The sequence below is a fragment of the Chitinophaga sp. genome, assembly GCF_035564935.1.
GTDB lineage: Bacteria > Bacteroidota > Bacteroidia > Chitinophagales > Chitinophagaceae > Chitinophaga.
Window position 1 is genome coordinate 1 of record NZ_DATMTE010000600.1, and the last position, 25,129, is coordinate 25,129.

At 48.3% G+C, this 25,129-nt stretch carries 22 protein-coding genes; 14 read left to right on the forward strand and 8 right to left on the reverse strand.

Annotation, left to right across the window (positions count from 1 at the left end; genetic code table 11):
* Positions 1 to 154 precede the first annotated feature (154 nt).
* From VN105_RS15185 to VN105_RS15195, 3 genes are all read left to right on the forward strand, one after another.
* Positions 155 to 1,090: an NADP-dependent oxidoreductase gene (locus VN105_RS15185; RefSeq protein WP_325642346.1), complete on the forward strand. Its 936-nt coding sequence runs from the start codon at positions 155 to 157 to the stop codon at positions 1,088 to 1,090.
* 326 nt (positions 1,091 to 1,416) lie between these two features.
* On the forward strand, positions 1,417 to 2,289 hold the full coding sequence (locus VN105_RS15190; RefSeq protein ID WP_325642348.1) for an EamA family transporter: 873 nt from the start codon (positions 1,417 to 1,419) through the stop codon (positions 2,287 to 2,289).
* 175 nt (positions 2,290 to 2,464) lie between these two features.
* Positions 2,465 to 4,474, forward strand: a complete 2,010-nt coding sequence (locus tag VN105_RS15195; protein ID WP_325642350.1) for a hypothetical protein — start codon at positions 2,465 to 2,467, stop codon at positions 4,472 to 4,474.
* A gap of 32 nt (positions 4,475 to 4,506) precedes the next feature.
* Here the strand turns inward: VN105_RS15195 and VN105_RS15200 are convergent, their stop codons facing one another.
* Positions 4,507 to 5,046 (reverse strand): GNAT family N-acetyltransferase, encoded by a 540-nt coding sequence (locus VN105_RS15200; protein ID WP_325642352.1) that lies wholly within the window; start codon positions 5,044 to 5,046, stop codon positions 4,507 to 4,509.
* 309 nt (positions 5,047 to 5,355) lie between these two features.
* Between VN105_RS15200 and VN105_RS15205 the strand changes: the two genes are divergently transcribed.
* Positions 5,356 to 6,579, forward strand: coding sequence for an amidohydrolase family protein (locus VN105_RS15205; RefSeq protein WP_325642354.1), 1,224 nt, complete (start codon positions 5,356 to 5,358; stop codon positions 6,577 to 6,579).
* 70 nt (positions 6,580 to 6,649) lie between these two features.
* Here VN105_RS15205 and VN105_RS15210 read toward each other — a convergent pair whose 3' ends face one another.
* Positions 6,650 to 7,885: a TlpA disulfide reductase family protein gene (locus VN105_RS15210; RefSeq protein WP_325642356.1), complete on the reverse strand. Its 1,236-nt coding sequence runs from the start codon at positions 7,883 to 7,885 to the stop codon at positions 6,650 to 6,652.
* A gap of 175 nt (positions 7,886 to 8,060) precedes the next feature.
* On the opposite strand from VN105_RS15210, the gene VN105_RS15215 reads away from it, so the two are divergent.
* From VN105_RS15215 to VN105_RS15225, 3 genes are read left to right on the forward strand one after another with little or no spacing between them, the layout of a single operon-like run.
* Positions 8,061 to 9,017 (forward strand): hypothetical protein, encoded by a 957-nt coding sequence (locus VN105_RS15215; RefSeq protein WP_325642358.1) that lies wholly within the window; start codon positions 8,061 to 8,063, stop codon positions 9,015 to 9,017.
* A complete protein-coding gene (locus VN105_RS15220; RefSeq protein ID WP_325642360.1) occupies positions 9,010 to 10,071 on the forward strand; it encodes a sensor histidine kinase in 1,062 nt (353 codons plus the stop codon). Before VN105_RS15215 ends, VN105_RS15220 begins: the two co-directional genes overlap by 8 nt.
* A gap of 4 nt (positions 10,072 to 10,075) precedes the next feature.
* Positions 10,076 to 10,771 carry a LytTR family DNA-binding domain-containing protein gene (locus tag VN105_RS15225; RefSeq protein WP_325642362.1) on the forward strand — a complete coding sequence of 232 codons (696 nt, stop codon included), beginning with the start codon at positions 10,076 to 10,078 and terminating at the stop codon, positions 10,769 to 10,771.
* Positions 10,772 to 10,971: 200 nt separating this feature from the next.
* Here the strand turns inward: VN105_RS15225 and ppsA are convergent, their stop codons facing one another.
* Complete coding sequence (gene ppsA / locus VN105_RS15230) at positions 10,972 to 13,386, reverse strand: phosphoenolpyruvate synthase (protein WP_325642364.1); 2,415 nt, start codon at positions 13,384 to 13,386, stop codon at positions 10,972 to 10,974.
* Positions 13,387 to 13,595: 209 nt separating this feature from the next.
* On the opposite strand from ppsA, the gene VN105_RS15235 reads away from it, so the two are divergent.
* On the forward strand, positions 13,596 to 14,099 hold the full coding sequence (locus tag VN105_RS15235; protein ID WP_325642366.1) for an Lrp/AsnC family transcriptional regulator: 504 nt from the start codon (positions 13,596 to 13,598) through the stop codon (positions 14,097 to 14,099).
* Positions 14,100 to 14,256: 157 nt separating this feature from the next.
* On the opposite strand, the gene VN105_RS15240 is transcribed toward VN105_RS15235, so the two are convergent.
* Positions 14,257 to 16,281 (reverse strand): beta-L-arabinofuranosidase domain-containing protein, encoded by a 2,025-nt coding sequence (locus VN105_RS15240; RefSeq protein ID WP_325642368.1) that lies wholly within the window; start codon positions 16,279 to 16,281, stop codon positions 14,257 to 14,259.
* A gap of 158 nt (positions 16,282 to 16,439) precedes the next feature.
* Here VN105_RS15240 and VN105_RS15245 point away from each other — a divergent pair, with 158 nt between their 5' ends.
* The gene (locus VN105_RS15245) at positions 16,440 to 17,210 is read left to right on the forward strand and encodes an alpha/beta hydrolase (RefSeq protein ID WP_325642370.1); all 771 of its coding nucleotides are present in this window, start codon (positions 16,440 to 16,442) and stop codon (positions 17,208 to 17,210) included.
* A gap of 1 nt (position 17,211) precedes the next feature.
* On the opposite strand, the gene VN105_RS15250 is transcribed toward VN105_RS15245, so the two are convergent.
* Positions 17,212 to 17,946 carry a DNA-formamidopyrimidine glycosylase family protein gene (locus tag VN105_RS15250; RefSeq protein WP_325642372.1) on the reverse strand — a complete coding sequence of 245 codons (735 nt, stop codon included), beginning with the start codon at positions 17,944 to 17,946 and terminating at the stop codon, positions 17,212 to 17,214.
* Positions 17,947 to 17,998: 52 nt separating this feature from the next.
* Between VN105_RS15250 and VN105_RS15255 the strand changes: the two genes are divergently transcribed.
* Both VN105_RS15255 and VN105_RS15260 read left to right on the forward strand, forming a co-directional pair.
* Entirely contained in the window at positions 17,999 to 18,604 is a 606-nt protein-coding gene (locus VN105_RS15255; protein ID WP_325642374.1) for an alpha-ketoglutarate-dependent dioxygenase AlkB, read from the forward strand.
* Positions 18,605 to 18,698: 94 nt separating this feature from the next.
* The gene (locus VN105_RS15260) at positions 18,699 to 19,544 is read left to right on the forward strand and encodes a protease complex subunit PrcB family protein (protein ID WP_325642376.1); all 846 of its coding nucleotides are present in this window, start codon (positions 18,699 to 18,701) and stop codon (positions 19,542 to 19,544) included.
* Positions 19,545 to 19,615: 71 nt separating this feature from the next.
* On the opposite strand, the gene VN105_RS15265 is transcribed toward VN105_RS15260, so the two are convergent.
* Both VN105_RS15265 and VN105_RS15270 read right to left on the reverse strand, forming a co-directional pair.
* Positions 19,616 to 20,464: an NAD(P)-dependent oxidoreductase gene (locus VN105_RS15265; RefSeq protein ID WP_325642378.1), complete on the reverse strand. Its 849-nt coding sequence runs from the start codon at positions 20,462 to 20,464 to the stop codon at positions 19,616 to 19,618.
* A gap of 69 nt (positions 20,465 to 20,533) precedes the next feature.
* Positions 20,534 to 20,887, reverse strand: a complete 354-nt coding sequence (locus VN105_RS15270; protein ID WP_325642380.1) for a helix-turn-helix domain-containing protein — start codon at positions 20,885 to 20,887, stop codon at positions 20,534 to 20,536.
* Between the two features lie 122 nt (positions 20,888 to 21,009).
* Here VN105_RS15270 and VN105_RS15275 point away from each other — a divergent pair, with 122 nt between their 5' ends.
* Together VN105_RS15275 and VN105_RS15280 are read left to right on the forward strand one after the other, a co-directional pair.
* Positions 21,010 to 21,804 (forward strand): SDR family oxidoreductase, encoded by a 795-nt coding sequence (locus VN105_RS15275; protein WP_325642382.1) that lies wholly within the window; start codon positions 21,010 to 21,012, stop codon positions 21,802 to 21,804.
* A gap of 106 nt (positions 21,805 to 21,910) precedes the next feature.
* A complete protein-coding gene (locus VN105_RS15280; RefSeq protein ID WP_325642384.1) occupies positions 21,911 to 23,143 on the forward strand; it encodes an aminotransferase class I/II-fold pyridoxal phosphate-dependent enzyme in 1,233 nt (410 codons plus the stop codon).
* A 24-nt stretch (positions 23,144 to 23,167) separates the two neighbouring features.
* Here the strand turns inward: VN105_RS15280 and VN105_RS15285 are convergent, their stop codons facing one another.
* Positions 23,168 to 24,493, reverse strand: a complete 1,326-nt coding sequence (locus VN105_RS15285; RefSeq protein ID WP_325642386.1) for a GntP family permease — start codon at positions 24,491 to 24,493, stop codon at positions 23,168 to 23,170.
* A gap of 171 nt (positions 24,494 to 24,664) precedes the next feature.
* Between VN105_RS15285 and VN105_RS15290 the strand changes: the two genes are divergently transcribed.
* Positions 24,665 to 25,129, forward strand: a 465-nt coding sequence (locus tag VN105_RS15290) for an OmpA family protein (protein WP_325642388.1), incomplete at its 3' end; no start/stop codon positions are given.

Here is a 25,129-nt window from a genome sequence, read left to right on the forward strand (position 1 = left end):
CCAAAAATAAAATCAGCGTAATCAGCGTAATCAGTTTAATCCTGAGTCAGACAAACTCCGCGGCAAAATCCGCTAAATGTACAGAATTATAGAAATAATGTACAAGTAAATAAAGCTGGCGCAGGTATAAATTTGTGCATATAAATAATGTAGTATGAAAGCAATTGTTTTAACCGGTGCAGGAAGTGTGGATAACCTGGTGTTAACGGAATTGCCGGTGCCGGTGCCTGGGGAAGCAGAAGTGCTGGTAAAGGTAAAGGCCATCAGCATTAACCCGGTAGATGTTAAAACCCGTGCCGGCAAAGGCCGGTACAATATATTAAAGGAAGAAAACCCGCTGATCCTTGGATGGGATATTTCAGGAGTGGTGGTAGCTTCCAACTCGCCCTTGTTCAAAGAAAACGATGAGGTGTTCGGGATGGTCAACTTTCCCGGGCATGGCCGCGCCTATGCAGAGTACGTAGCTGCGCCGGCGGCGCACCTGGCGCTGAAGCCGGCAAACATCTCCCATGAGGAAGCGGCTGCAGCTACCCTGGCGGCGCTTACTGCCTGGCAGGCGCTGATAGATCATGCCAGCATCAAACCAGGTCACAAAGTACTGATCCATGCCGCAGCAGGCGGTGTAGGGCATTATGCGGTGCAGCTGGCAAAAAACCTTGGTGCATACGTAATAGGTACCTCTTCTGCCGCCAACAGGGACGTTATTCTCGGCCTGGGCGCCGATGAACATATCGATTATCATACCCAGCCACTGGCACAGTATGTATCGGATGTAGACTTTGTGCTGGATACAATTGGCGGCGATGTGATTGACCAGTCGCTCGAAGTAATGAAACCCGGCGCTACCATCATCAGTATTCCTTCCGGTTTACGGGAAACCGTTACCGCCAGGGCGGAGGCCAAAGGCATCAATGGCTTTTTCATCCTGGTGGCCTCCAATGGCGCAGAAATGGGTAGTATTGCTGCTTTGCTGGAACAGAGCCGTTTGAGGTCTATCGTTTCCAAAACTTTCCCCTTTGAGGAAATACGGCAGGCGCATCTTCATATAGAAACCGGCAGAACGGTAGGGAAAATTATCGTACGGGTATAACAGTTAGTATCAGATCCTTTATTACAGCAGCGCAGTTAAAACCGGCGGTGGCCCGGCCGCCGGCGCTGCTTATTTTTTTAGGGAGATATAAAAAAATATTTCTACCTTGTTAACTACAATCAGGCACAAAATGCACCATATTTATTCAAGCACACCTCCGCCGGCTGTTGTTGTTTTGCACGCAAAATAACCAGCGTTACTACGGCTTTTAGCTATTCCTGTTGCAGGAATCAGTTTATCATATCTATACACTGAGTCTGTTTTACCAGCCTGGTTATTTTCGTGTTCCTTAAAGTCTTCCTTTATTTTTTACACAAACGAAAATAATGACCAGGTATATATTAATGGTTTTTGCCGGCGCGTGCAGCTTCGGCATCCTCTCTACTTTTGTAAAATTAGCCTACCGCGAAGGCTATAACGCCGCGGAAATATCCGTTACACAAGCCTTTGCAGGCATGGTTGTTTTATGGCTGCTGTATATCATCACCAGGCGGCAACGCCATTCCATGAGTACCGGCGATTGGGCCTGGTTGCTGCTCACAGGCGGGTGTATAGGCGTTACCAGTTTTATTTACTATGTATCGGTGGCTTATATACCTGCATCGGTGGCTATCGTGATCCTGATGCAGTTTACCTGGATTGGATTGCTGATGGAAGCGGTGTTTTTTAAGAAGATACCCTCTTTATTACAACTCATCACAACGGTGATGATCCTGGCTGGCACCTGGATGGGCAGCGGGTTGGCGGGGAATGGTATTACAGGACTGTCGGTAAAAGGTTTGTTGTATGCAGGTGCGTCTGCTTTCTTATATGCGGTGTATATTATTGCCAACAGCCGCGTAGGCAAATCGATGGATGCAGGGAAAAAAAGTGCGGTGATGATTACTGGCTCCACGCTGTGCATTTTTCTCGTGAATGCGCCGCAACTGGTGACCAGCACGCACTTTGACACCGGCCTGCTGAAGTGGGCGTTGTTCCTTTCTCTTTTTGGTACAGTGATTCCTCCTTTGCTGTTTGCAAAAGGAATCCCTAAAGTAGGCGCCGGTATCAGCGGGGTAATTATGACCGCTGAATTACCGGTGGCGGTGGTATGTTCGCATTTTATTTTACAGGAACCGGTGAACGGTTTACAATGGGCGGGCGTGGCGCTGATGTTGTTGTCGATGCTGCTGCTGAATGCGCATTATTTCCGCAAATAGTACAGGAGCCGGGTATTTGCCCGGCTCTTTTTCTTTATTGACAGAAGAACACGAAAAGCGCTGCTACGGGCTGATATCTTTTTTCACAACCGCTATTTATCATTTCACGCAATCGTTTGTGCGGGGAAAGTCCGCTGAAATCAGCTAACATTATCCTCGTTTAACAGGTGAATACATGAAAAGAAGATCCGTTTATCTGGCCGTTTTACTGCTATCCGGTTTGTCGTTATCCGCACAGGTATATTATGCAGGGAAATCCCCTGCGGCAGCAGTAGTACAGCCTGCCACCGGTGTTCTGGAAAATAATGTGCTGGCACTAAAGATAACCACATCCGGAAACCATGTACAACAAGCAGTGTTCACTGATAAGCTGACAGGTAAATCGTTCAGCTTCCTGCAAAGTAATTTGTTTGAATTTAAATTGAAAGATGGATCCGCATTAACCGCCTCCGCTTTCGAAATAAGCGCAAAACATGCGGGTAACATTACACCTTCAAAAACAGCAGTACGGTTAATAGATCGCCTCCCGGGTAAGCAGTTAACCTTTTCATTGGTGAACACTGCGAAAAATATTCGTGTTACCTGGCAAATTACGCTGCATAACGATTGCAACTTCATTCAACAGCATTTTCATATTACAGATCCCAATGCAACAGTAACAGACCTGTTGCTGGTAAAGGTTCCGGAGACCTGTCAGCCGCTGCTTTCCGGTATCGTAGATGGCTCTCCCATACTGGCAGGTAACAGTTTCTTCGCATTGGAACATCCAATGGCGCAGGGAAAGGTAACAACGCAGGGCGCCGGTAGTAGTATAGCGGCATCCGCTACCTTACGTTCCGGCAACGGCTTTGATATCAGCACCGCCTGGGGCGTTACGCCGGAAACACAGTTGCGCCGGGGCTTTCTTTACTACCTGGAAAAAGTACGGGCTGTTCCTTACCGCCCCTTCCCTCATTATAACTCCTGGTACGATGTAGGATATGATGGTAAAGAAATCACCGAGGCCAATGCCATGGACCGCATCCGCATGTTCGGCGACAGCCTCGTACAAAAACGTAAAGCAAAGATCAGCGCTTTCCTGTGGGACAGTGGCTGGGACGATTATAATAAACTCTGGCATTTCAGCAAACACCTGCCCAATGGATTTAAGAAGATGGAAGACCTGGCCAGGAAATACCATTCCGCAATGGGCGTATGGGTATCTCCCTGGGGAGGCTACGACCAGGAAAAGATCAGCCGCCTTGCCAGTATCAAAACATTACATCTTCCTTTTACGCCCAACGACAACGGCCTGAGCCTGGCTGATAAAAATTACTTTGACTACTTCAAACAACTCACCACAGGTTTTGTGAAAGAACAGGGTGTGGTAAGTTTTAAGTTTGATGGCGTAGGAGCCGGCAACGGCGCCAGCGGGGCAGGAGAGAAGTACGCACAGGATGTGGAAGCATTTTTACGCGTGATCACCGACCTGCGTAAAATGAAACCCGACCTCTTTTTCAATTTAACCGTGGGCACCTGGCCTTCTCCCTACTGGCTTAATTATGGAGATGCCATCTGGCGCGCCGGCGGTGATATGGGATTGCTGGGCGCAGGTACAAAAAGGCAGCAATGGATCACCTACCGCGACGCGGAAGTATATAAAAACGTGGTAAAGCGTGCAAAACTATATCCCCTCAACGCCATGATGTATCATGGTATAGTAGTGAACAATGAAAATGGAGTGGGCGCCGGTTTTACTAACGATGACGCAGGCATTGCAGAAGATATCTGGGAGTTCTTTGGTAACGGCACCGGTATGCAGGAACTATACATCAACCCGCATCTCATGAGCAGCAACAGCTGGAATGTATTGGCAAAAGCCATGCGATGGTCGGATAAACACCGCAACGTATTACCGGATATACACTGGGTAGGCGGTGATCCCGGTAAACAGGAAATTTACGGCTTTGCCGCCTGGAACCACCAGGAAGGCACGCTCACGTGGAGGAATCCATCTTCAGCAATAAAAAAAATTACCTTCAGGCTAAAAGATGTATTAGAATTGCCGGCAGGTTACCACGTGAAATTTTCTGCTTATAATGTAACAGGAGAAATGAAGGAAGGAGAAATGGACAGTGAAGCGGAAGTAACGCTGGAACTGGCGCCGTTCCAGGTGAAAGTGCTGGAGCTGAAGCCGGTGAAGTGATCAAGCCTGGCATTCTCCCACCAGGCTTCTCATTATTTCTGATTCAAAATCCATTTCCCCTTATCAACTGCGTACACGAAATTAAGTTTCGGCTTTTCTCCAAAATAAGTTACTTCCTGTTCTCCGGTCTTTTCCGCACCTATACGGCTGATAGCTATCTGCGAACGGATATTACCAGCCCCGATATGAAAATATACACGTGAAACAAACCGGAAAAGATAATCCAGCATCATGGCCTTTACGCCTTTGTTAATACCTTTGCCCCAGTATTGTGTGCCATAAAACGTATAGCCGATGAGGATACTGTTTTCCGCTTCATTATAATCATACATGCGCGTGCTGCCTGCAATTTTCCCGGTTACTTTATCCACAATCTTAAATGCGCCTTTGCTTTGCATAGCGCCGTCAAAAAAATTACGGAAAACATCCTTCTTCCAGCGGTCCCGGTTAGGATGCTGTTCCCATATTTCCGGGTCCGATGCTACGGCATACAGCGCTTCAAAGTCCTCTTCCTGCAATGGATAAAGAATTACCTGCTCATTTTCCAATATAGGCTGGATACTGAATTTCATGTGATGTTTTTTTATGAACGTACAAATTTATTCTTTAATCGGATGCTGCTTGTAGTCCAGTAAAAACAAAACCGGTAGTCCAGTATTATTGAAAGGGATCAGCATATTTAGGGTTAGTTACGAGCGATTGGTTTGTAAGCATTTTAAGGAAACGTAAACCGCCTGTTCCTGCTGCAAACAAACGGGGCGCCCTTTTTAATAAAGCTATCCACACTTTCTGCAACGTATTTAAATACGCTCATAACATTTATAACCGGCAGGTAACATAGAATAATTAAAATTGCAGTTGAATAACTAATAAATTATCTGATGAAAACATACCTGCTTTATTTTTTGATGCTCCTTTCGGGAAGTGCTTACGCACAATCTCCTGCACAACAGGGGCTTGCATTGGTAGGCGCCACCATCTATACGGGCCCTCAAACTTCACCCATTATATCCGGTGTGGTTATTGTCAAAAACGGTAAAATTGCAGCAGTTGGCAGCGACCGGCAAATTAAGGTGCCCTCAGATATGAAAGTGGTGGACTGCAAAGGCCTGGTGATGATGGCCGGTTTCTGGAATTGCCATGTACATTTTATAGAACCCAAATGGGATCATGCGGATCAACAGCCGGCAGCACAGCTCAGCCGGCAAATGGACAGCATGATCAACAGCCGGGGTTTTACACAGGTGTTTGACCTGGCAGCGCTGAATTATCCCAATCTATTGACGCTTCGTGCCAGGGTGATGTCTGGCGAAGTAAACGGTCCTGCTATTTTCACAGTAGGCGAGCCCTTTGTGCCGCCTCATGGAAACCCCTTCTATATCCGGCCGCTTTCCCTGCCGGAAATGAATACACCCGAAGAAGCAGTGGCGCATGTTACCAAGCAGATCAGGGCAGGCGCCGACGGCATCAAGATGATGTCCGCATCGCCGGACGGACAGGGGATTGTACCAATGCCACCGGATATCATAAAGGCTGCGATCAGCACCGCCCATAAATTTCATAAGCCTGTTTTTGCACACCCTACCTCCGATACCGGTGTGAACATTGCACTCGCAGGAGGGGTGGATATCCTCGCACACGTGGCCCCGGATGGTTATCGCCCCTGGACGAAAAAGGAAACGGATCAGTTACTGCAGCACAAAGTGGCGCTTATCCCTACACTGAAACTTTACAAATGGGAATTGGAGCGTAACGACCTCCCGTTAAGCAACCCGTTAATGACAACTGCTTTGCAGCAATTACGCGCATATGCAGGCGCCGGTGGTGAAATTTTATTTGGTACCGATGTGGGATATATCACCGATTATGATACCTCCGACGAATTTAGGCTGATGTCGGAAGCCGGGCTGAGCTTTGATCAGATACTCACTTCGCTAACAACCGCTCCGGCCAGGAGGTTTGGAATGGCGCGGCACAGCGGCCGTATTGCCAAAGGAATGGATGCGGATATTGTACTGCTGAAAGCCGATCCGCATACAAACAGCCAGCATTTTGCTGATGTGGTGTATACCATCCGCAGTGGTAAGATCATTTACAGCAGGTAAAAAAAAGGATGTGTTAAAAGTGGTAACTTTTAACACATCCTTTTTGTATGTAATAATGGCTGGTTGTTGCTTAGAAGCTGCTCATAGGCACTGATGCAGCTGACTTTACAGCTTTTGCCTTTGTGCCGTTGGCAATGCTTTCCTTTATTTTTGCTTCCGCTACATCGCTGTAGCCGGTAAATCTTTCCATAATATTACCTTCCCTGTCTACCAGATAAAGTGTAGGAATACCGGAAAACTGGAACTGTTCCATCGTCTTATCCTTATTATCGCTCAGCAGTTGTTCCCAGGGCATTGCTTCCTCTTTCATCGCTTTTCTCCAGGCGCTTTTATCGGTGTCTATAGAGATGCTTACCACTTCAAAACCTTTTGCCTTGTATTCGTCATAAAGCTCTTTTACTTTAGGGATGGCCTGGCGGCAAGGCCCGCACCAGCTGGCCCAGAAGTCTACCAGCAAATATTTTCCCTTGTATTTTTCAAGTCCTGCGAGCCCGCCGTTTGCATCAGGGTATTTAACGGAAGGCATAGGCTGACCGGTTTTCAGTTTCATCGCCTGGGCTTTATTCGTAATAATGGTTTGTTTCAGCTGCTTTGCTTCAGATAACCAGGGATAGTGCGCTATCAGTTTGTCGAGCTGCTGCATGGCTTTGTCGTACTGGGCGCCGGCTTCAGTGCCTGCCATGCCCCGCAGGGCATATACCAGTACCGGCCGGTCGGCATAGGAACGGGTTAATACATCCTGGCGGATATTATAGTCGTCACGCATAGGATTATATTTCTTCGTATTTTTCATATAGCCGTACCAGGTAGTATCGGTCGCTTTTTTGGCGTAGTACTCCATGTTGTATTCATCAATCATCCGGCGGTAGTTCAGCTCACCATTCAGCGTCATCATGTTAATGAAGTTGTTGTCGTAAGATCCTTCCACATAATTATAATGCGGTACTTTAACTTTATAGAAAGAAGTGTCATAACCCCGCATGTTCATTTTTACATCGGCATCGCTCCAGAAAGTGGCTTGGTCCCAATGAAGGGCATCTACGGTGTATACTCCCTGGTGATCCTGTTTGATCTTAAAGGTAAAGGTATTGTCCTTAGCCAGCAGGCAGGAATCTACCACTACCGGTTTCCCGCTCAGGTTATCTTTCAGCAGCCAGATTTTGTTACTGCTGCTTTTAGGATCGGTAAACTCCACGGTTCCTTTTACGGTAATAGATTTTACCACGTTGTTTTGCTGTGCCAGCAGTGCTGCCGGTGCAGCTAAAAGAGCGGCGGGCAGGCACATTGCATAAACTGCTTTCTTCATTATTGGTAGTAATTTGTTTTTGTGAATGTAGCGGCAAAGTAGGCATCGTTTTTTTTACCACGGCAGATAATGGACATACCGGTTGCAGTAAGGTACGAACCGGCAGGTAACAGGGACCAAAAAAATAAGCGCTTTTTTATACGGAAACAATAGTGGTATATAGTATCTTCAGCACTTGTTGAACAGGAAAAATACATATCAGCTGTACCGGTATTTCATCCATCTCGCCGTGTGGATGGCGTTGATATTACTGTACGCATTTCCGCAGATCCGGGTAAACTGGCCCTCGCCGTTTGGTGTGAAATGGGTATTGGTACAACAGGTATTGTATGGCTTTATTAACTTCCAGTTGTTTTATCTGCTGGCGTTTGTATGGCTGCCTTATACATTGAGGCGCCGGCGTTTCCTGCCGGCCGCCGGCGGCGCCTTTTTACTGGCAGTGGTTTTTGCAGTGATCAAGTATGCAACCGGTTATTTCTTTTTCCCCGACCAGGTGTTACTCGGTTTAATTCCCCTCAGCGGTGTACCAAAAGTATATATGTCATTCAGCGCGTACCTGCCGCTTACACTGAAAACCGGCGCCGGCGTTGCTTTGCTGGCTTATGGTTATTACCTCTTCCTGCAGTGGCGCAATACCGACCCGGCCGACCGGCAGCTGGCTGCTTCCGCAGCAGCAGCTCATACCAGGTATGAGCGCATGAACACCGGTTCCCGGCAGTTGCTGCACCACCTTCAACTGCTTACGCCCGTACTGAAGGATGAGCGTAAACGTGAACTGGAAGGTACCGCCGCCATCCTGCTGCTGTCGGACCTGTTACGGTATATGCTGTACGATAAGGCGCTGGAAAACGAGCGGGTGAGTGTAAAAAAGGAGCTTGTGCATTTTGAGAAATATGTCCGGTTACGCGCATTGCTGATCACCACGCCGCGGCTGCATCTCCGGGTAACCGGTAAAGAACATCCGGGCTTTATTATCCCGCTGCGGTTGCAGCAGTTAACGGAAGAAAGTCTCATTCAGTTTAAAGCGGCAGCCGATATCACTATTGCAGTAGAAACCGGTGACCGGGAATTAACGCTGTTGCTGGTACAAAACCAGTTAGTGGTTTCCCATAAAATAGCACTATATGCGTAACGCCCGGAAACATATCATACAATTTTTACTCCTGCTGCTCGTTTGGATGCTCCTGGTGTATGGCGTAAACCTCCTGATGGCCGGCCGGTACATGTTGCAATCCTTCCGGCGCATCAGCATCAACGACGGCTTGTTTGGCGCGCTGAACTTTATCCTGTTTTATAGCTGCCTGAAATGGATGATCCCGCCATTCCTGGAAACGAAAAATATAAAAAAGCTACTGGCTTTACTATTGCCGGTGCTTATGGGATTTATCCTGCTGAAGTATACCATTGCCCTTAATTTTTTCCCGGAAGAAGTGTTATACAGGGGCTATCGTATAGAACACGGGCAACGGGTGGAGATATATACCACGCTGCAGCAATACCTGGTAAACGGTTTGTGGAGCAGCGCCATTATAGTTATGGCTGCTTTTGCCGCCTGTTTTTTTATATTATGGCTGGAAGAAGATAAACGCAGAACCATTTTACAACAAAAACAATTACAGGCAGAATCAGGATTTTTAAAGATGCAGCTTAATTCGCATTTCCTGATCAACAGCCTGAACAGCATTTACTCCCTGGCATTAACGGGATCGCCGGAAGTAGTAACCGCCAATAAAACGCTTACACAGCTGCTGGCATACATGGTAAACCAGCCTGCTGGTATTGAAAACCGCGAGCCTGTAACAGCAGAGATCCGCTACCTGCAGGACTTTGTTACCTTGCAACGGATCCGTACCGGTTGCGATACCGGTATCGTTTTTAACTGGCCTGCACAGTTGCCGGATAAAAGAATAGCGCCACTGTTGCTGGTGCCTTTCGTGGAAAACGCTTTCAAACACGGTATTACCAACCGCCCTGAAAAGCCGGTCACCATTACATTGCAAGGAGATGAACAACAACTGGTATTCAGCGTGCATAATTTTATTTCGGGTACATATCACGATAAAACAGGTGGCATTGGGCTGGAGAATGTAAGAAAACGCCTGCAGCTGATCTATCCTGCCCAACATCAGCTGGAGATTACAGGAGGCAAAGAAGAATATTTCATAAATTTAACGATCAACTGGTAACGATATGGCAGTAAAGTGCATAGTGGTAGACGATGAGCCCCTGGCCGCACAGGTATTGGTGGCTTTCATCAATAAAACGCCGGATCTGCAGCTGTTGAAAACATTTCATCACCCGCAGGAAGCACTGGCTTTTGTAAAGAATGAGGCGGTAGATGTAGTTTTTCTTGATATACAAATGCAGGAGCTTTCAGGCATAGAATTTATGCAGCTGGCGCCTCCGGGGATACACGTGGTGATAGTTTCCGCATACGATGAATATGCCGTGGAAGGATTCGACCGGGAGGCGGTGGACTATCTCCTGAAGCCCGTTTCCTTTGAACGCTTCGCCCGTACAGTACAAAGGGTATTGGCCAAAAACGTGCCTGCCATTTCCCAGCCTGCCGGCACGGATTATATTTTTGTACGTACCGATAAACGCATAGTACGGGTAGATGTGAAAGACATTCTTTTTGTAGAAGCCCTCCGCAATTACGTAGCGATACAAACTACCAAACAAAAGATCCTCACCTTACAGAACCTCCGCAGTTTTGAAGATATCCTGGCGCCCTTCCGCTTTCTTCGCGTACACAAGTCGTATATCATCTCCCTGGATAAAATTGACAGCATAGAACGGCAAAGGATCTTCACCGGTGAACATCATGTACCCATTGGCGACGCTTACCTGAAGCAATTTATGGAGGCTATCAATATGCCCAGGTAGGCTGAACGTTATCCCGGTAAAATAAAAGAACTGGCCCGGTTACTTACCAAAGAGCTGAAACAACGTGGAGCGCAACTACCGGTACATAAAACCACAAAGAAAACGGTACCATATCCCGATGAATTGCCGGTGAAATAGCAGGAGCATAAAAGAACCCCTGAAACCACGCATTACACGCAGTTCCAGGGGGCACTCCTTTTCTAATCTTCCGCCTCATGGATCGCCATCACCGTTTTTATGATTGCATCTGGTGTAACTGAAATACTATCTATGCCCTGCTCCACAAGGAACTTTGTGAAATCAGGAAAATCGGATGGCCCCTGCCCGCAGATCCCCACTTTTACTTTCTGCTGCTTCGCCACTTTGATCAGGTGTGCAATCATCCGCAGCACGGCTGGATTACGCTCGTTATAAAGATTGGCCACCAGGGAAGAATCCCTGTCGAGACCAAGTGTGAGCTGTGTCAGATCATTGGATCCTATCGAGAATCCGTCTATGTATGCAGAAAACTCTTCAGCCATCATAATATTGGAAGGCAGTTCCGCCATCAGGTATACTTCCAGCCCCTGCTGCCCACGGCGCAACCCAAATTCTTCCATGGTTGCCAATACCAGCTGCAGCTCTTCTACAGTGCGGCAGAAAGGGATCATTACCACTACGTTTTTCAGCCCCATGGTTTCCCTTACTTTCACCAGCGCTTTACATTCCAGTTCAAAGGCTGGTTTGTATTGGGGGGAATAGTAGCGGGAAGCGCCTCTCCAGCCTATCATAGGGTTTTCTTCCGTAGGCTCAAAGTGTTTGCCGCCCAGTAAATTGAAGTACTCGTTACTCTTGAAATCAGAGAAGCGCACAATTACTTTTTCCGGGTAAAAAGCGGCGGCAATTTTTCCTACGCCATAGGCAAGCTTGTCTACGAAATAATCCGTTTCACTGGCATGTCCCTGTATGAGCTGTGCAATTTTCGCAGAAAGCTCCGGGTCGTTCAGCTCCCGGTGATGCAGCAATGCCAGCGGATGCGCTTTGATATAGTTGTTAATAATAAACTCTTCGCGGGCAAGTCCTACACCTTTATTGGGCAGGTGCGTAAACTGGAAGGCCATTGCCGGGGATCCCACATTCAGCATCAGCGGCGTGCGGATGGCCGGCAGCGCGCCCAGGTCCAGCAAATCTTCCCGGAAGGGAAGAATGCCTTCGTATACAATGCCGTCGCTGCCTTCTGCGCAGCTAACGGTGATGTTTTGCCCGTCGTTTAATTTTTCGGTAGCATCGCCGCAGCCAACAATAGCAGGGATGCCCATTTCACGGGCTACTATTGCAGCATGACAGGTGCGCCCGCCTTTATTGGTTACAATAGCGGAGGCCATTTTCATGATCGGTTCCCAATCGGGGTCCGTCATGTCTGTTACCAGCACATCGCCCGGTTTAAATTCGCTGCCGGTAATGAGCCGGTTATCCAGCGAAAAAAGAATATTCACTTTGCCTGCCGCAATTTTATCGCCTACGGCGATTCCTTTGAGCAGTTGCCGTGGCGGGGTACCGTTATGCTCAATGGCATAGGTGGTCACTTTGCTGTGATCCTTGCGGGAATGAATGGTTTCGGGCCTTGCCTGTACAATGAACAGGTCGTTGGTTAGCCCGTCTACCGCCCATTCAATATCCATCGGGCACCAGCGGCCTTTCTTTTCAGAATAGTATTTTTCAATGCAGCGCACCCAGGTAGCCAGTTGCATGATCTGCGCATCGTTCAAACAAAAGTGCTGTTGCTGTTTTTTTTCTACCGGGATAATTCTCGTTCTTTCATCGCTGCTTTCACCATACACCATTTTCTTATCTTTTACGCCCAGCTTTTTTTCAATGATGGGAGTATAACCCTGCTGCATACACGGTTTGAATACGATAAATTCATCCGGCGACACAGCGCCCTGTACCACCATTTCTCCCAAACCAAAAGAGCCGTTGATCACCACCACTTCTTTAAAACCCGATTCGGTATCGAGTGAAAATGCCACACCTGAAGCGCCAAGATCGGCGCGCACCATTTTCTGCACACATACGGATAAGCCTATACTAAAATGATCGTATCCGAAATTCTGGCGATAGCTGATGGCGCGATCGGTAAACAATGAGGCGAAGCAGTTCCTTACGGCATCAATCAGGGCGGCTGGTCCCCTTACGTTGAGGAAGGTTTCCTGCTGGCCGGCAAAGGAGGCATCCGGAAGGTCTTCTGCAGTGGCCGACGAACGTACCGCCACATCGGTTTGTTCCTGTCCGTATTGCTGCGATAAGGTATGATACGCAGCAATGATCTCCTCGCTCAGTTCATGCGGAAACCGGGTACTGCTGATGGCCTGTCTTATTTTCTGACCCGCCCTGCGCAGGGTAATGATGTCGTTAAAATCTACCGTGGCTACCTGCTCCGCAATAAACTGTTCCAGGCCGCTTTGCTTCATAAAATCGTAGTATGCCCTGGTAGTAATGGCAAACCCGGAAGGAACAGCAACGCCTGCCTCCGATAAATTAGCGATCATCTCGCCCAGTGAAGCGGATTTACCGCCCACTAAGGCAATAGCATCCATGCCCACCGCTTGGAGCGGCAGTACAATACTCTCTCTCATGTAAAAATGAGTTTAATGAATAATAATGTGGAGGACTATTGATCGTCTTCCAAACGTGGTTAGATTTCTATAACAGCAAGGTAGATCATGTGGCAATGGAATAACGGCAACACAGATAAAAGCGAAAACAAAACTAAAAAAATGCAGTGCCGCCGACTTTTTTTCATTAAATCAGTAGCAGTATTCCTATTTTTGAAAAAAAATCAGCCATGAGTTTCATACCTGACCAGATTGATATGTGTATAATGGACATATTGCAGGAGGACGCCAGGACCACCAATAAAGAGATTGCTTCCAGGTTAGGTAAGTCAGTTACTTCTATATTTGAAAGAGTGAAACGTTTAGAGGCAGAGGGGTATATTTTACGCTATATCGCCGTGCTTAATAAGAATAAACTGGGCAAAAACCTCGTGGCATGGACCAGTGTAACCCTTAAAGAACATGGCCAGGACCGGCTTCCGGCATTTGAGCAAAAGATCAATACGTTCCCGGAAGTAATGGAATGCTATAAAATGAACGGGCAGTTCGACTATCTCCTTAAAATACTGGTGGCAGATATGGAAGCCTATGAACTGTTTAATCTTACCAAATTATCCAAACTGGATAATATCTATAAGATCCGCAGCCTGTTTGTTTTAGCAGAAACCAAACAGGAGGTTGAACTTAACCTTAAAACTGGTTTGCCCATCAAGCTGCAGCAGAAAAATAAATAATTTTAAAAAGTAGGGCGGCGCCTGCAGCCATCATGGGAGCGCCCACAATAACTGCAGGCAACCGCCGCATCAAGTCCACCTCAAGTCCACCTTTCCTGTACGCGCCAGGTATGTGCTAAATCACTGCCATACTGCTTCTTCGCCGTTTTCAGGCATGTTACCGGCCATTCACCACCGGGAACTGGGAAATGCGCAATTTGGTGCACCCAAAAGGCACCAATGTGATCTCTTCTTCTTCGCCGGTTTCCATACCGTAGGTAATACTATAAGGAATAGGACCGGTCATTTCATTGTATAACTTCCAGGAAGGGATCCTTTTTGCCGTTGTTTTCAGGGAGATGGGAGCATGCTCCAGGCTCCACGGCCAGGCGCTCTTATGATCGTTTTTTTCTACCCGGTAGCGTGTGGCCAGTTTATCGTCGGGGGTGGCTATCAGTGCATAATTCCATGGGGTAGTGGGACGCACTTCCCGGTAGCTGTCGCCGTAGTCCAACGCGTCTTTATCATTCTTTACGGTAGTTATTGCTTCACCTATCTTCAGCGCATAAGTTACAGGGCCGCGTTCTACGGATATCGAGTTTTCGAACCAGTGTTCCTTATAGATGTGCATCGGCAACGCCAGTTCCACCACATCGCCCTGCTGCCAGGTTCTTTCCACTTTCACCACCTGGTTACCTGCCGCTTCCTGCCATACCTTCCCGTTGACCTTTACGGTTGCCTGCTTACACCAGGCAGGGATGCGCAGGTGGAAAGGGAAGCTTACTTTTTTGGGAGTGCTGATGTTAAAGGTAACGGCTTCCTCAAACGGGTAATTGGTGACTTCCTTTACTGTAACCGGGGTTTGTCCTGCTACATATACTTTCACTTCGCTGGGGGCATAAAGCAGCGCAGCCACGCCGCTATCCGCCGTAGCATACCACAGGTTCTGTGCAAACTTGGGCCAGCCCTGGTGCATATTGGAGGTACAGCATGCATAACCGGAAAGCAACCCGTAACAAAGATCGGTGCCGCTGTGGTTCACATCAAAGTTGCGGATATGCCGTGTAGCCATCACCTGGTTGGACTGCTGGAAATATTGGCGGGTCATAAAGTCTTCCGTGATCTGCGAAGGCAGCACATTAAAGGCGATCTTCTCCAGCTGATCGGCATATCGTACCTCGCCGCTTATTTCGAGGATGCTTTCCAGCGAAAACATCATTTCCACCGCCGAGCACAGTTCAGATCCCTGCGTGGGATTGTTGCCATGCAGGGCTTCATCTCCACCATAAAGACCATTTGCCATGCCATTAAATGTACGGAGGTCATCGAATCCTTTGGCGGTAGCCTTGCGGTATAAGGAATCCGGATGCTGCTGGAAATAGATCATAGGCTCCTTTATTCCCTGCGCAAGGTTTACGCCATGTATGCTCCCTGTTGTTGACAGCAGGGGAGTATGCATAAACGCATTGGTATAGTCGAAGGTCTGTTTGTGGATCACTTCTGCAAGATCCAGCAGGAAAGCATCTCCGGTAATATTATACAGCCAGTATACTACCGCCAGGTTATCGCCGGCACGGTACTTTGCCCAGAAAGTCCAGTGATCTAACGGTTTTTGCGGTAACTCTTTCAGCTGGTAGCGGAAGTAATTCGTCATCAGCTTAATGATCCGCGGATCTGCCGTGGCGTCGTAGTATTGCTTCAATACTTTCAGCATTACCATTTTGGGCCACCAGTCGTGGCTGTTGTCCCTTTGTATACCCGCTTCATACGGATAGTCTTTGCCCGGGCCGAAGTACCCATCGGGTTGCTGGCTTTTAATGGACCATTCCACCCATGGCTTTACTTTGGCAATCAGCGCCTCGTCTTTCAGCAGGTAAGCCAGTGGAAGCAATCCGTCGATCCAGTAAGGCCCGCGTTCCCACTGGTCGCCATCACCGCCCAGCCATCCGTTGCGCTGGTTCATTACCAGCGGGTATAGCTTATCCAGCTGGCCGGTAGCGCCGTTCTTTTGTTGTACCAATACTGTACGCAGCCATCCCTGCGGAGTAATGGCGCCCAGGGGCAGCATGGTATATGGTTTGGTATGAAGAGGCGCACGGTTGTTGTAGTAGTGCGGCACAACAGCCGTATTTTTCTTTCCCTGTGCCATAGTCTGTATGGTAAACCCCAGCAACATGGCGGAAGCAATCGCAAAATGTTTCATAAATGATTTGTAACGTGGCAAAATGAAGGGCCAATATATTCCTATTTTCCTACCGGTAGTTATCTCCATTGCCTCATTCTTTCTTTAAAATGTATCATATATTGTCTTATGTTTGGGCGAAAAAGATGCGGCATCTATGGGCAATCCTGTTAACCGGAATGATAGGAATCAACACATCAACAGCACAAACCACTCCCTTTGTTTTAGGCGAAACGCAACAGTTTTTTTCCGCTGCACTGAATGAAACCCGCACACTGAACGTATTCCTGCCCGATGGTTACGCAGCAGGAAACACCCGCTACCCGGTGATATACCTGCTGGATGGCTCAGCAAACGAAGACTTTATCCATATTGCCGGAATCGTGCAGTTCCTCACCATGATCAAACAGCTGCCGCCTGCAATCCTGGTGGGCATCGCCAACACCGACCGTAAGCGCGACTTCACCTTTCCCACTACTGTGAAAAAAGATAAAGAAGATTTTCCTACTACCGGTGGTTCGGAAAAGTTTATCCGCTTTCTTGACAAGGAGCTGAAACCATATGTGCAGCAGCACTTCCGCACCAACGATACCACTACCCTCATCGGGCAATCGCTGGGCGGACTGCTGGCTTCCGAAATAGTGCTGAAACAGCCTGCCCTTTTTAACAACTACGTGATCGTTAGTCCGAGCTTATGGTGGGACCAGGAATCCCTGCTGAAGCAGGCCCGGAAACTATTGGCGGCTTCACGGGGTGTACATGCCAGTGTATTCGTTACCGTAGGAAAAGAGGGAAAGGAGATGGAAGTACCCGCGAAACAGCTGGGGGAGTTACTGAAAAGCACGCCGGGAATACATGCTGCCTTTATGCCGTTGCCGGAAGAAACGCATCTTACCATTTTGCATAACGCGGCGTATAAGGCGTTGCAATGGCTGAACGGGGTGAAGTAATCTATGTATAAATTATCTGGCAGTTGTTACAAAAGAAACTCCGCCGGTTAGTTTTCCCAAGATAGGCTTTAATAAGCGGGATCTCACACCGCGGGCATATCTTTTTCGTATGTGCGAGCCAGTGTTTTTTCAGTACAAATGCTTTCTTCCATTCAAGGAAGTCGTAGCTGTATTGCACTGCCTCGCGTACCAGTTCTTTCCGTTTTTTCAAGGGCAGTTTTCCCACCAGACTTTGCGGGTGTACGCGTATACGGAACAATACTTCGTTCTTAATAATATTTCCTACACCGGCAAAAATATCCTGGTTCAGCAACGCATCGCAAACCAGTGCATCCGGGATCTTTTTAAGTTTAGCCAATGCTTTTGAAGCATCCCAGTTTTCATTCAGCACATCGGCGCTCCAGTCGTATACTTCATCCAGTGGTTCTTCTATGATCCTTATGGAAGAAGTGTAGAAATTCAGTTCCCCGTTGGCGAACTGTAAATGCAGGCGGGCCGGCATCTCTTTAGTTTCATTGATCCGGTAGGTACCAAACATCAGGAAGTGAATGCGTATGGTAAAGCCCGGGAAGCAGATCAGGAAATGTTTGCCCCAGCTTTTAAAGGCAATTACTTTTTTTCCTGTTATCCGGCTGAAGTCAACTGTTTTTGAATTGCCCGAGGCGCTGATCACCTTTTTCCCGGCAAAGCGGGCTGTTTCTTCTTTTAGAATTACTATTGAGGGTCCTTCCGGCATAAAATTGATGTAAATTTATCTATAGGAAACCTTACTAAATTGTGTGCCGTATATGTCGCAGTTAAGTTTTTTTGATGATAATGAAAGCTTGCGTTTCCCGGAAAACCTCCTGGAATACTATCCCCATTTCCTGGAGGCGGGGGCTGCGCTGGCGTTGATGAATGAACTGATTGGTACAGCGCCCTGGAAGCAAACCACGCTTACCATCAAAGATAAAATGCTGCTCACGCCCCGGCTTACGGCCTGGTTCGGCGATGCAAAGAAAAGCTACCGCCTGTCTGAAAAGCAGATAGATCCGCATCCCTGGACGCCTGCGCTGAGCGCGTTAAAGGAGAAGGTGGAAGCGTTTACCCACATGAATTTCAACAGTGTATTGCTGAACTATTACCGCGATGGAAACGACTCGGTGGCCTGGCACAGTGACAATGAAAAGGAACTGGGGCAGCATCCCAATATTGCTTCCCTGAGCCTGGGGCAGGCAAGGAGCTTTGATTTCAGGAATAAGAAAGATCATCAGCAGAAGTATTCTCTCAAATTAGGTAATGGCTCCCTGCTGATCATGAAAGGTGATTTGCAGCATCACTGGGAACACCGCATTCCTAAATCGGCCAGGCCCCTGCAGCCAAGGATCAATCTTACCTTCCGGATCATTTATTAGGCGCTGTTATTACACAGTTGAGGAATATTGTCACACCCGCTCATGTCATCTTGTTACAAATTCCTACTTTCGCAGTATGTTAAACACCTGTTTTATGAAACTATATACTGCAGTAGCATTACCGTTATTTCTTTTAACCCTGCACCCGGCAGATGTACACAGCACCGGTAAAGCCTGCATGGAAATGACGGCCCCAAAGCCAAAACCACGGATCTCCTTTGGCAATGGCATTGACCTCATTGTAAAAGGGCTTGGGCTGAACATCGACAATGTCCGTTTTATCAAAGCTCCCAAAGCCACTGATTATTTCAAAAAGGCCAATGATAAAGCCACGTACGCACCTTCCCTTATTATTGCAGCACTTAATGGCGTGGAATCGCAGCGCGATGTAAACCCTGAATCGCCGGCTACAAGGGAACAGTTTGCCATTGCTTTGTATGAGGCGATACAGTCTACCGGCCAGTACCCGGTAAACATGATGTTCATCAATATCAAAGATGAAGGCTCATTCGTGAGGGGCGGAATGAATGCGGTGCAAACGTTGATCAAGTTTAAAGTGGTAGCCCTGGAAAACGGGAACTATCGCCCAAAATCCTATATCACTAAAGCGGAAGCTGCAAAAATGGTAGAGAATGCAGCTGCATTTATAGAGGCGCATAAAAGCGCTGCGGCAGAACAGAGCGGGAAAGGGCCGGTGAGCTTTGCCTCCACGCCGGTGAATGATAAGGTAAACAGTATTGTGATTACGGCAGAAAATCAGCCTACTTCCGGTTATACGCTTAAAGTAACCCGCATTGTTTTCACGGAAGCCAACGAGGCGGAGATCCATTATAAACTTACGGCGCCGCCTTCCGGCAGTATGAATCTGCAGGTGATCACATCGCCAACGGCAGAAACGTTTGTGCCTGCGGGTTATACGGTAGTTTTAAAGGAAGATTGATAACGAGTGATAAAAATAAGCGGGCGTACCATATGTGGTGCGCCCGCTTATTTTTATCATTAATTTTTTATTCAGATGCTATCCTTACCTATCACGGTCCAGTCGTCATTGCCGTGTCCTTTCTGAATCCACCGGTCCATTTCCGCAGCAATAGCCGGCAATACGGCAAGCGGAACATTGCTTTTACTGGCTGCATCAATAAACAGCTGCGTGTCTTTCCGCGCCATGCTCAGTTCCCAGGAAGGGTTGCTGTAATTGCCGGAAGTCATGCGTTGTAAACGGGCCGGTAATGCGCCGCCGGGATTCCATGAACTGAAGAGGGAGCTTACATCGCTCACCGGTATCTCCAGCGCTTTGGCGAGCGACAAGGTATCTGCCAGTCCGGCGGTAAGCCCTACCAGGAAACTGTTCCCGATAAGCTTCATACCTGCAGCCTTACCGGTGGTATCGCCAAAATTGATCACTTCCCCTGTCATTTTTGAGAGGGCGGGCTCCCAGGTACTGATCACTGCCTGATCGCCGGAAACCAGCATATAGCCGGTACTATCCAGCGCATTTGCCGGGCCCATGAACACGGGGGCGTGCAGGTAGGTAAATCCACGTTCTTTCCACTCTTTTGTTCTGGCCACTGCGCCATCGGCGGAAGTGGTGGTGTGATCAATGATCACTGCGCCGGGTGTAAGTCCGGCCGCCGCAGCTGCCAGTACTTCATTTACCGTATGATCATCTTTCAGGGTAAGATGAATGCGGTTAGCGCCTTTAACAGCAGCGGCTGCATCAGGGAATGCCCTGGCGCCGTATGCCTCCAGGGCTGTGGCTTTTGAAGCAGTACGGTTCCATACCTGTACCTGTTCACCCTTACTGATCAATGCCCTTACGAAATTTGACCCCAGGAGGCCCATGCCTAAGAATGCTATCATAACCTTTTTTTTCCGAAGATAGGAAAAAGTTAACCAGTGGTTCCCGGTGTGTGTATTGAATACCATAGGTTAATTCCCACGCAGGATCACTTCTTTCAATACATCTTCATGTTCATCCGCCCATTCTCCCAAAATCCTTATTACCGGTATAAGAGAGACGCCCAGCGGGGTAAGGCTATACTCTACTTTTGGCGGAGCCTGCGCAAATATCTTTTTTGATACCAGGCCATGTTTCTCCATTTCATTGAGCTGGATATTTAATACACGACGGGTGGCATCGGGTATTTGCCGCTGTAATTCACTTGGGCGTTTATGCCCTTCATGGATGAAATACAGCAGGCGTATTTTCCACTTGCCGTAGAGCACTTCCCCTACGAGATCAAGACCGCAATTCAGCGTAATGGGGAGCTTTTTTACATACATGGTTCAAAAGTACTTTATTGTTCTTAAACAGGCGATAGGGATAAATTTTACCCTATGTGAATCGTTTTTCCGTTATTGACCGGCATAGGAAATTGAGGGAGTTTTGCTGAAAACAATAACAGATGAAACCAGGATTAAGTTTTGACAATGAACTATCAGGTAAAACAGCGCTGGTAACAGGCGGAACAAAGGGAGCGGGAAAAGCCATTGCAGTGCGGCTGGCCAGGGCAGGGGCAAAAGTGATCATCACTGCCAGAACAAGGCCGGCGGATACAGATCCGGCATTTCATTTTATAGGAGCCGATCTGAGCACAGCCGAAGGCATTGCTACCGTAGCCGGCGAAGTGGGCGAACAATATGGAGGTGCAGACATCCTGGTGAATAACCTGGGCGGTTCCGAAACGCCTGGTGGCGGCTTTGCGGTGTTAACAGATCATCATTGGGAAAGCACCCTTCAAACCAACCTGCTGGCGCCGGTACGGCTGGACAGGGCATTGTTGCCATATATGCTGGCAAAAGGTGAGGGTGTTATTATTCACATCGCTTCCATACAGGGTACCCTGCCGCTTTATGATTCCACGCTGCCTTATGCTGCAGCAAAGGCAGCATTGATCAATTACAGCAAAGGATTATCTAACGAAGTAGCGCCAAAAGGAGTGAGGGTACTTACCGTTTCGCCCGGCTTTATTCAAACCACGGCCGCCGACAAGATGATAGAGGAAATGGCTAACCGTGCAGGCAGCAGCTTTAGCGAGGCATTGCAGCAGCTTATGCAGTTCCTTGGTGGCATCCCTATGGGACGCCCGGCCAAACCGGAAGAAGTAGCTGAATTTGTAGGCTTCCTGGTATCACCACGTGCAGGGTATTTAAGTGGTACGGAGTATATCATTGATGGGGGAACTATCCCCACCATATAAACTCCTCCGTTAAAAGATCAGGGAGATAGTGACAGCGCGGCTGTCGTATTAAGGGCTTTCTTATTTGTACCTGTTTTTTCTTCCGGGGAAACTATAAATTTACAGCATGAGCAATCATCCTATTTTTACAGAAATGGCTTCGGCAGCTATCCATGCCGCCCAGTCCGATTTGGCGGAACACGCCCACCTGGTACCGGTTTTCGCTACCTCTACTTTTACATTCGACAATGCGCAGCAGGGTATGGACCGTTTTAAAGGTACGGCTCCCGGCTATATTTACTCCCGGTTTGGCAATCCCACTGTATCAGTGGCAGAAGAACTGATCGCTACCCTCGAAGCTTTTGGCATCACCGCTGCAGATGGTCAGCCTTTACAGCTGAAAGCATTGCTGCATGCCAGCGGGCAGGCCGCCATGGCCAGCATGTTCCTTTCCAATGTAGCAGCGGGGGATACTATTGTAACGCATTACTCGCTTTACGGCGGTACCCACGAGTTCCTGTTCGATTTCCTGCCGCAGTTCGGCGTAAAAGCGCTGATCGCCGATCTTCACGATCCGGTTGCTTTAGTCTCGCTGCTTCAGCAGGATCCTTCCATAAAAATGATCCATATAGAATCGCCGGCCAATCCGTCTATGCGCTGTGTGGATATTGCCGCGATCTGTGAAGTTGCCGGCAGGCATGGCGTAAAAGTAAGTGTGGATAATACTTTTGCTACGCCTTATCTCCAGCAACCCTTTCGCTATGGCGCCGATTTCGTTTTTCATTCCACCACCAAATTCCTGAATGGTCATGGTACCGCTATCGGCGGTGTGCTTATCGGAAAAGATATTGCCTTTATGCAAACAAAGGTGAACAGGACCGCGAAGCTGCTGGGTGGTTGCGCCAATCCCTTTGATACTTTCCTGTTGATCCAGGGCGTTAAAACACTGGAGCTGCGTATGAAGCAACATTGCAGCAACGCCCAAACGGTGGCCCAGTTCCTGCACGCGCATCCCGCAGTAGCACAGGTGAATTACAACGGGCTTCCTTCCCATCCTGATTATGCACTGTCTGCCAAACAAATGCGTTATCCCGGCGCGGTAATGAGTTTTGAACTGAAAGATGGTTTTGATGCGGCCGTGCGTTTCATCGACCGGCTGCAGATGTGCCTGCGTGCCGTATCCCTTGGTACCGTGGATACGCTCGTATCCCATCCTGCTTCGATGACGCATTCCGGCATGAAAAAGGAAGACAGGGAGAAAGCGGGTATCTCTGATGGATTGATCAGGATGAGCGTGGGGCTGGAGAGCGTGGTTGATATTGTAGCGGATCTGAAGCAGGCGCTGGAAGGAGGGAGATGAAAAACGGCGGCGGTGTAGCTATGGTTACACCGCCAGCAACAGCGACAACAAATACACTAACCCCACCGATACCAGTCCCATTACCACTGTACCCGTACTATACACCCGCAGCATATCTTTTATTTCCAGCCCGGAAAATTTAGAGATCACCCAGAAATAAGCATCGTTGGTATGTGAAATCATCATAGACCCCGCGCCCATTGCCAGTACGCAAAGGATCCGGCCATTGGCGGAGTCAAATCCCATAACAGGCAGCAGCGGTTGCAAAATGGCGGCTGCAGCAATCACTGCCACTGTAGACGATCCCTGCGCAGTTTTCAGCAACGCGGTAACCAGGAACGGAAGCAATAATCCCAATGCGGCAACAGATTGGTTCTGCGCAATGTGGCTGCCGATATCCGCTTTTGCCAGTATAGCGCCGAAAGCGCCGCCACCACCGATGATCACCAGTATGCCCGCCGCTTTTTCAGCGCCTTCCTGCAGGATGGCGCCCATATTATTTTTCAGTTGGGTTAAAGCCAGTAATATCCCTGTGCCTATTGCCACTTCAGGGATGCCCAGGATAGCGATTGTTTTGATAACAGGATTGGGATGCGTTATTTCCAGCCCGCTGAGGGAGCGGATGGCGATGAGTATAACGGGTACGGCTATAGGCAATACCGACATGAGCACGGAAGGGCCCTGCGGCGTTTCGGCCGCCACTTCTTCCGGGCTGCTAACGTCAGCGGCTACCCGTCGCCCGGCAAATACCGACCAGCAATAACCGGCAGCCGACGCCGGAATAGCAATGAGCAAACCATACAGCATCACCCTGCCCGTTTCTGCATGCAAGGTACCCGTAGCGGCAGTAATGCCGGGGTGCGGCGGCATCAGGCAATGCACGGCATACAGCCCCGTTGCCAGCGATGATGCCATCACCACCATGGAGATGCCGGAACGTTTAGCCAGCGCTTTGTTTAACCCGCTTAATACAATAAATCCGGAGTCGCAGAATATGGGCATGCCCACCAGGTAGCCGATGATATTCATCGCCAGCGCAGAGCGGCCGGTACCGGTATGACGCAGCACATAATTAGCCAGCACGGTGGTACTGCCGGTATGCTCCAGGATAAGCCCCAGCGTGGTACCCAGCACAATAAGCAGCCCGAGTGAGCCTATAATATTGCCCATGCCGCTTTTAATACTGCCAAGGATATCCATTACAGGCAACTGTAAAATAATGCCGGTAAGTATACTGGCCAGCAGCAACGCAAAAAAAGCATGCACGCGGAAACGAGCCGTGAGCAATACAATGAGGGCAATGCCTGCCAACAGGGCCAGTATGCTTTGTATCAATGGAATGGTACTCATATCTCTCCAAGATAAAATTATAAACCCAATGCTGCTACCGCTTTTTTTCAGGAAGCCGCGCAGGAGCGTTATAACATTAACGCATATATGTTTTTGCAAATATTATAGAATATTTATGCAACAGCCTGATAATGGCTATTTTACATACCTTTGCATCTTAACACAGCGGATATGAAAAGAATGTTATTGACCTCACGTTATTGCCTGGTGGCAATAGTGACCATTGTTTTAATGGCTTCCTGCGCATCTTCCCGGAAAACCAGCAGCCAGCATGCTTATATGACGAAGCAATATGAAGAGCTGAAGAATACCCTGAATGATGCGGAAGTAAGTATTATCAAAGACAGCCTGAAGGTGATCTTCCCCAACAACGTATTGTTTGCCTCTTCGTCCGACCAGGTGAACGAAAGTATAAAACCTACTTTCAGGCATTTTGCAGATGTGCTCAACAGGTATAATAAAACAAAGATCCTCATTACCGGTCATACCGATAACACCGGGGCAGCTGATTACAATCGTGAATTATCGGAGCGCCGTGCAACAGGCGCCAAACAATTGCTGAACAGTTTTGAGGTGAACAATGACCGTATGTTTACCTGGGGGCTTTCAGACCGTGATCCAATTGCTCCCAACAGC

What these genes read in the sequence shown, in the direction of transcription:
- VN105_RS15280 (WP_325642384.1), top strand. Translation starts at nt 21,911, where the DNA reads ATGAGCAATCATCCTATTTTTACAGAAATGGCTTCGGCAGCTATCCAT.
- VN105_RS15255 (WP_325642374.1), top strand. Translation starts at nt 17,999, where the DNA reads ATGTCGCAGTTAAGTTTTTTTGATGATAATGAAAGCTTGCGTTTCCCG.
- VN105_RS15240 (WP_325642368.1), bottom strand. Translation starts at nt 16,281, where the DNA reads ATGAAACATTTTGCGATTGCTTCCGCCATGTTGCTGGGGTTTACCATA.
- VN105_RS15205 (WP_325642354.1), top strand. Translation starts at nt 5,356, where the DNA reads ATGAAAACATACCTGCTTTATTTTTTGATGCTCCTTTCGGGAAGTGCT.
- VN105_RS15225 (WP_325642362.1), top strand. Translation starts at nt 10,076, where the DNA reads ATGGCAGTAAAGTGCATAGTGGTAGACGATGAGCCCCTGGCCGCACAG.
- VN105_RS15285 (WP_325642386.1), bottom strand. Translation starts at nt 24,493, where the DNA reads ATGAGTACCATTCCATTGATACAAAGCATACTGGCCCTGTTGGCAGGC.
- VN105_RS15210 (WP_325642356.1), bottom strand. Translation starts at nt 7,885, where the DNA reads ATGAAGAAAGCAGTTTATGCAATGTGCCTGCCCGCCGCTCTTTTAGCT.
- VN105_RS15275 (WP_325642382.1), top strand. Translation starts at nt 21,010, where the DNA reads ATGAAACCAGGATTAAGTTTTGACAATGAACTATCAGGTAAAACAGCG.
- VN105_RS15265 (WP_325642378.1), bottom strand. Translation starts at nt 20,464, where the DNA reads ATGATAGCATTCTTAGGCATGGGCCTCCTGGGGTCAAATTTCGTAAGG.
- ppsA (WP_325642364.1), bottom strand. Translation starts at nt 13,386, where the DNA reads ATGAGAGAGAGTATTGTACTGCCGCTCCAAGCGGTGGGCATGGATGCT.
- VN105_RS15270 (WP_325642380.1), bottom strand. Translation starts at nt 20,887, where the DNA reads ATGTATGTAAAAAAGCTCCCCATTACGCTGAATTGCGGTCTTGATCTC.
- VN105_RS15200 (WP_325642352.1), bottom strand. Translation starts at nt 5,046, where the DNA reads ATGAAATTCAGTATCCAGCCTATATTGGAAAATGAGCAGGTAATTCTT.
- VN105_RS15260 (WP_325642376.1), top strand. Translation starts at nt 18,699, where the DNA reads ATGAAACTATATACTGCAGTAGCATTACCGTTATTTCTTTTAACCCTG.
- VN105_RS15245 (WP_325642370.1), top strand. Translation starts at nt 16,440, where the DNA reads ATGATAGGAATCAACACATCAACAGCACAAACCACTCCCTTTGTTTTA.
- VN105_RS15185 (WP_325642346.1), top strand. Translation starts at nt 155, where the DNA reads ATGAAAGCAATTGTTTTAACCGGTGCAGGAAGTGTGGATAACCTGGTG.
- VN105_RS15235 (WP_325642366.1), top strand. Translation starts at nt 13,596, where the DNA reads ATGAGTTTCATACCTGACCAGATTGATATGTGTATAATGGACATATTG.
- VN105_RS15190 (WP_325642348.1), top strand. Translation starts at nt 1,417, where the DNA reads ATGACCAGGTATATATTAATGGTTTTTGCCGGCGCGTGCAGCTTCGGC.
- VN105_RS15195 (WP_325642350.1), top strand. Translation starts at nt 2,465, where the DNA reads ATGAAAAGAAGATCCGTTTATCTGGCCGTTTTACTGCTATCCGGTTTG.
- VN105_RS15250 (WP_325642372.1), bottom strand. Translation starts at nt 17,946, where the DNA reads ATGCCGGAAGGACCCTCAATAGTAATTCTAAAAGAAGAAACAGCCCGC.
- VN105_RS15220 (WP_325642360.1), top strand. Translation starts at nt 9,010, where the DNA reads ATGCGTAACGCCCGGAAACATATCATACAATTTTTACTCCTGCTGCTC.